The organism is Clostridium sp. (assembly GCF_016650095.1).
Classification (GTDB): Bacteria; Bacillota; Clostridia; order Clostridiales; family Clostridiaceae; genus Clostridium_AD.
Genome location: NZ_JAENWL010000205.1, coordinates 1 through 6,574 on the forward strand (window position 1 = coordinate 1; position 6,574 = coordinate 6,574).

A 6,574-nucleotide genomic window follows, 5' to 3' on the forward strand; every position below is an offset into this window, starting at 1 on the left:
ATCTAGTTAATTTTAGTTTGAGAGAGATAAAACGTAGTGCAGATAAATGCTCTGATACAGTCTCTAAACCAATGGAAACCGGCTTTGAAAAATTTGTGATAAACAGGCTTATATTGAATGAGAACTTAGGTAATATTATGATTAATCTACAGTATAGTGAAAAAAATGAACTTGTTTTGATAGGTGAATTAGAAGAAAAGGGCAATATTTACATACAAAATAAATATCGAATGTTAGGAACAGAATCTAAAAGGTTTGAATTTGATAAAGGAATTAAGAAATTAAGAGAAATCAAAAATAAACTAAAAGAAATGGAAGTTCTATATTATCGTGATGATTTGGTAAAATCCGTAAGAGAGTTCAATGAAATGATAATAGATGAGAATATAGAAACAATTGATTGCTTTTTAGGATTATCTAAAAGCATAGTTACTAGTGAAGGTGAGGAATATAACCCTTCTAATGGAGAGAGAGGGATACTATTGTTACAAAGGTTATTAAAAAACGATAGTTACGTGTATATATTGGATGAACCAGAGTTAGGGATGGGAAATTCCTATATAAATAATACTATATTACCTCAAATTGTTGACTTAGCAAAACAACATAAGACTGTAATTATTGCGACACATAATGCTAATATAGCGGTTAGAACCTTACCCTATATGTCTATATATAGATCACATCAAAATGGTGAATATAAAACTTATATAGGAAACCCATTTAATGATGAATTAATTAATATTAATAATATATCAGACTTTAAAAATTGGACCATCGAGAGTATGCATACCCTTGAAGGTGGAAAAGAAGCGTTTTATGAAAGGAAGGATATTTATGAATCTGGAAGCTAAAATAATAGAGGTTGAGTTAAAAGAGAATGATATATTAGTATTTTATATAAAAACAAATGAATATCAGGTTAATTTAAAGAGTGAAGATAGTCAAAATGAGTTAAAAACAATTTTTTCGGCCTTGTTAGAAGAAATGATTGAAAATCCCATTAAATTAAACTTTAAAACTGCTAATGGTTATAATAAAGGACTATATATTGATGTATGTACTGAATATGTAAAAGAACTAAATAGAGAAATTAATGTAGTCAGTAGTAGAGTCCCACAAAAATCTGATATACAAATAACCCATGCTGCTTTATTATAATTGAATTAGTATATAATTAAAAAGAAATAGACTTATATTACAATAAGTCTATTTCTTGGCGGTGGGAGTTGAACCCACGATATCTCTTTTAGCAAAAGAGTGTTTCATCCGTTAGACTACGCCACCACAATATACTTATATTAACACAAATAGTATCTAATGTAAACATGAAAGCAACACATATAAAGTTCGTTAAATATAGAATAAATATTATTAAAAGAGCATGAATGATTGTATAGGCTAGTTATAGGCACATAGCAAATGGCATTCAAGATAATTATATATTATGTTGTATGCTTGTTATGACTTAAACCGATTTTTCATTCTTTATTTAATATATAGATGAGATATTTTTAACTTTTAAAAACAATTATTTTATTTTGAGAAGATAGAAAAGAAGGAATTTTATATTATAGGTAGAATAATACAATACAATACAATACAATATTATATTGTATAATATAAAAGAGGTGATATTATGGCGAAAATTGGATATGGACAAGCAAATTTGGAATCTAGCGATGATGATTTTACAAAGGTAATTTATACTCTTAATCAATTAATACATGATGAAAGTGCAAAAATAATTTTTGGAATTGAAGAGGACACTAAGGTTGAAGTCGATGAAAAGGCTTTAGACAAATTCGACATTGATATAGAAATGTTTAGTAAAATAGTTAATACAGAGTTTGTTTCAATATTAGAAGCTATTTTATCCAATACTGAAAAGGACTTTATAAGCATTCAGTATAGGCAATCTAAAGATGACGAAGTTAAAGATGAAAATGAAGAAATGAGTAAAGAACTCTTTAAAAAAGCTATTGGTAAAAAAATTGACTATACAAAAGAAGTGATTGTCACTAATGAAATAAAATCACGATATATGATTAAGGCTACCACTAAAATTTCAAAACTTAAAAAGATTAATTGGGAAATCAATAAAAAACTTTACGATAATGAAAAGGAAAAATTAAGCGCTAATTATGCAACCATTAGTATAAAAGTAGGCAAAGAATTAAATGAAATGGGAAGTCTATTTAGAATGTTCCCATTTATTGAAAATGATTATAAAATAGATGAAATAAGTTTTGATTGTGATGAATATGATATTGATTACATAATTAAAATATTTGAAAAGGTAAAGGATACTTTAAAAAAATGTTAGCAGGAGGTGATTAAAATGATACCTAACGTAACAGAATTGTATAAAAAACGTAAATACTTTGATAATGGTGATGACTTATACATAGAAAAATTGGATGGTATGACAGAATTACTACATCAACTAGTGGCCAATACACAGCCAAAAAGATTAATTTTGACTAATACAGATGATAATAAAATAACAAGTCAAAATGAAATTATTTTAAAGAAGTTGGAAAAATTAATGGGCCGATTAGAGCTTTGCTATGAGGATATTCTTGAAACGTTAGAGGTATTTTCACTTATTAAAAGTAACATAAGAATATTAAAACAATCAATTAATAAAAATACTGAAAAGTACTATTACAGATCATGTACAATAATACACGACTCCATATTACATATAAAATGCGAAAAATTATTAAAATCTCAAATTAGTGCTTTAGTTACTGTTGTTTCAAAATTGTATAAAGAAGATTTAGATAAAACCGAATTTTATGAAATAGATAGTATTTTGTTAGAAAACAATCTAGATTGGATTCCTGATTTAGATTTTGACGAAGAGGACTAATATATGGACACAATATTTATGGAAACAACGGTTCAAGCAGATAAATTTTTAGGGAAAAGATCTAGAAAACATCAAATTAAAACTACATGCAAAAACAATAAATTAATTAGTTCTACTTACGTGTTGGGTGAATTTAAGTCAAACTTCCTTAAGGATGCTACAGCTTTATATAATTTAGTAGCTGATAGTGATGATGTTAGGGATGCAATGATTAGGTTTGAAGAAACTTTCAGTAAGCGAATAAGTAATAGGATGAACAAATTATTTGCAAATATTATTACTACATGTGGAATTGATGACAAAGAAGAAATTCTTGAAAATATAGAAATGTTTATTGAGGACATACTATTAAAAAGGTTTAAAGAAGGTGTTGATAAAATTCTTATTGATAACACAAAATGTGAAAGAAGTTTAGCAATGCCTCAAAAAATAGATGGTGTTTGGACAATTGATGTTAAATGTTCTAAGAGAGCTAACCCAAAATGTAGTATTAAAGAATTTTTGTTGGACCATAATTTAGATAATATAAAGAAACTAACTGCAATGCCTAAAGAACTAAAAAGTGTAGAAACCATTGTAGATAAAATCATAAGTAAATCAGATGTTCCATATGGAAACAATTGTAGAACATTAGGCGACACTATTATTATTTTAGAAGCACCTGACGACTCTAAAATCTTCACCACAAATATCAAAGATTTTAAACCAATCTGTGAAAAAATAGGTAAGCTAATAGTTTGATTTATTTATATACAATTGTAATTCCATTATGCTTTCTAATTATAAAAATAATACATTTGAAATTAAAATTTAAATCTGAAGCAAGTAAATTTTGTTTATTGATAAATCTATAAGTATACAATGTGTAAATCCCCACCTTTTTAATTTATTATTTATATTGTAGACATTTAATGTATATAAAATACATATGTGTATAACATTGTATGTAACAAAGGATGTTTTATGTTTTATATAAGACAATATTGAAGTTATAATTAGGTTAAAAGTACAAGTAAAGATATTTTATCGTCAGAGTGGATCCGAGAACTAGTTTATTTATTGAGTGAAAATTATAATATAAACAATTAAAAGCTACGAAATTTAGGTCAATGCCTTCATTTCATAGCTTTTTACATTATAAACATATTAAATTTATATGCTTTAAAAGTTTAAACTTTTGAGCACCTACTTAAGTGTGCATTAGTATTTTGAAAGTAACACAATGGTAATTGTGTTACTTTCACATTGGCTGTATTGCACATTCCTTAAAAATTTCATTTTGAATGTAACATATCGTATTGACTTGTAACGTTCAATGTATTATAAATCAGTTATTTAAACCATCTGATTATTCTTTTGAAGTTTAGCATACATTGTTTCCTGCTGCTTCGTCGTAAACTGAAAATATATTAATGTGTTTGTTACAGATTTATGGCCCAAATAGTATTGCAGTTCTTTTATATCAATTTCAGATTCTGCCAAATGGACCGCAGCCGTATGTTTTAAAGTATGAAAATGGTGCTTTTCTATATCATTTATTTTAGCTAAATGACAATATTTCTTCATCAAAACATCTAAAGTCTTGCGAGAGATCGGTTTTTTCTCCTGGCTTAAAAACAAAACTTGCTGATTATCACAAATCTCATTTTGCCTAATATATTTGTTTAAGATCTTAATAGTTTCTTGATCTAATCTTATGGTGTTATTATTGCTCCCCTTAAGCCTGTGGCAATACATTTCTCCTCTTGTCTTGTTATATAATCCTCTAAATGCATTAACCCAACCTCAGAAGCTCTTAAAGCGCATCTGTATGCTACTCTAAAAATAGCCAAGTTTCTTAATTCATGTATACTATTATCTTTTTCTATAGTTTTAAAAACCTTCTTCATTTCCGCTTGAGTAAGATATTTTACTTTTTCTTCATTTTCTTTCATCATATTTAAGCACCCCATTTAAAAAGATAGACCTTTTATGTATTATGTCTATCTTTAAAATACCATGTTAGACATTGATAATGCAAGTGTTTAAGTGTTTTTATAAAAACAAATTAATAAAGTTGGACATTACATTGAATAAAATGTAGCCAAAGTTTGTGTTTTAGTGAAAACACAAACTTTTATAAATCCCAAAATTACAGGTTAAAGTTAATATAATATGATCTAATATAATTGTATATTTAAAGAATTAAATCCTATCTTATCCATTATTAACACTCCTACATTTTTATATACTTTTGTATTACTTTGAAATTGCCCTAAAAATAACCCCAGAGAAATTCCTTGTGTTTTTCCTGATATTTTCCCCTCATATAAAAACTACTTTTATGTTACATATTTTCTTTAAAACCAGTCATATAATAAACGAATCTTTGTTTGAAATCACTAATCCAGGCATATATATCTTTAATATCATTAATGTTTCTATTAAGATGCCATTGATGTATCATATCTAGCAAATCCTTTTCAAGGCTTTCTACAGATGTATTTTTATTTACATTATTAAGACCTTCGGACAGCATAAAATATAAAGCACTCACATCATCTTGAGCTTTCACTATAAAAGAATCACTATAAAAAACACTTAGTTTGCATTCATATATTGATTTTATATTATTATAGTTGGTATCAATATCACTAGCCTGTGTTTTTATGTATTTCCACAAACTAGGGCTAATACATTTTAATGGATTTTCTGTTTCAGTATTAGAAATCAACATTTTCACAGTAGAAAAATGCTCTGAAATTATGTTAAGAGTTCTATTCATCTTATTCAATTCATCTAAAAATTCAAATTTGTATTTTATCTCATATTGTTTCTTTATTTCAGACAGTATCACATTTTCACGTTCTTGCTGCTTTGACTCATCTTGATCTTTGTAATATTTTATTGTAGCAAATACACCTATAATAGTAAAAACACCACCTAATATGCTACCAACGTAACTTCCTAAAAATGATACCCATTGCTCATTTGATATATTAGAAGAAATATTGTTGCCAATTAATTTGTCCATCACTATAGGGAATAACAATATTACTGTAACAACTATTATTATAAATGAATTTTGTTTCTTCATATATAAATTCTGCCTCCTATTAAAATATTCTTTCATACTATTATGTAAATTAAAGCTATGATTTTTCATTTTATATTATTTTATTCTTATTAAAATCCATGGCAGAAACTGGTAAATGTCTAAAATACTAGTGCTAAGGCAATTTAATAAATATAATGTGGGAAAATATGAGAATTTTTATAAAAAGAAACAAAGTACAACTTCATAGTATTCCACATAATTATGACCTTAATTGGATTATACATACTTTCAATTGTACAAAAACATGGAAGAGGGCAGGAAATTTTTAAGAAATCTCTTCCAGTTGTATTAAAAAATTATAAAAAACAGAAACCGAAGGCAGTGAAAAAGTAAGAATGCTTCTTGAACCAACTCTGGCTTTAGTATAGCTGGTTTTATTTGTTGTTTTCAAATTACGAATTAAATGATAAATTATACATACTATGTTATTATTGTCGATATTATGATAAAATTATAGATAGTTGTCTAATATACATGAATAGAATAGATTTTTAGGAAATTTATCTAAATATGTGATTAATGAATGAAAATTTTTCTGAGGAGATAATTTTTATCAGATCCAAAATATAACCACCAATTAAATCATAATGACTGAGTTGTAA

Annotated in this window: 5 protein-coding genes and 2 pseudogenes; 5 read left to right on the plus strand and 2 right to left on the minus strand. The window is 26.5% G+C overall.

Annotated elements, in window-relative coordinates; all coding sequences use genetic code 11:
• The 5 genes and pseudogenes from JJE11_RS12100 to JJE11_RS12120 all read left to right on the plus strand — a co-directional run.
• Positions 1–854 (plus strand): annotated as a pseudogene (locus JJE11_RS12100) (histidinol phosphatase); the annotation flags it as partial.
• Positions 838–1,161, plus strand: coding sequence for a hypothetical protein (locus JJE11_RS12105; RefSeq protein WP_291635950.1), 324 nt, complete (start codon positions 838–840; stop codon positions 1,159–1,161). The pseudogene JJE11_RS12100 and the gene JJE11_RS12105, both read left to right, overlap by 17 nt.
• A 478-nt stretch (positions 1,162–1,639) precedes the next feature.
• Positions 1,640–2,326: a hypothetical protein gene (locus JJE11_RS12110; protein ID WP_291635952.1), complete on the plus strand. Its 687-nt coding sequence runs from the start codon at positions 1,640–1,642 to the stop codon at positions 2,324–2,326.
• A gap of 15 nt (positions 2,327–2,341) precedes the next feature.
• Complete coding sequence (locus JJE11_RS12115; RefSeq protein ID WP_291635954.1) at positions 2,342–2,875, plus strand: hypothetical protein; 534 nt, start codon at positions 2,342–2,344, stop codon at positions 2,873–2,875.
• A 3-nt stretch (positions 2,876–2,878) separates the two neighbouring features.
• Complete coding sequence (locus tag JJE11_RS12120; protein WP_291635956.1) at positions 2,879–3,616, plus strand: hypothetical protein; 738 nt, start codon at positions 2,879–2,881, stop codon at positions 3,614–3,616.
• Positions 3,617–4,210: 594 nt separating this feature from the next.
• On the opposite strand, the pseudogene JJE11_RS12125 reads toward JJE11_RS12120, so the two are convergent.
• Positions 4,211–4,812 (minus strand): annotated as a pseudogene (locus tag JJE11_RS12125) (tyrosine-type recombinase/integrase).
• A gap of 389 nt (positions 4,813–5,201) precedes the next feature.
• Positions 5,202–5,951 carry a hypothetical protein gene (locus JJE11_RS12130; protein ID WP_291635958.1) on the minus strand — a complete coding sequence of 250 codons (750 nt, stop codon included), beginning with the start codon at positions 5,949–5,951 and terminating at the stop codon, positions 5,202–5,204.
• Positions 5,952–6,574: the final 623 nt, after the last annotated feature.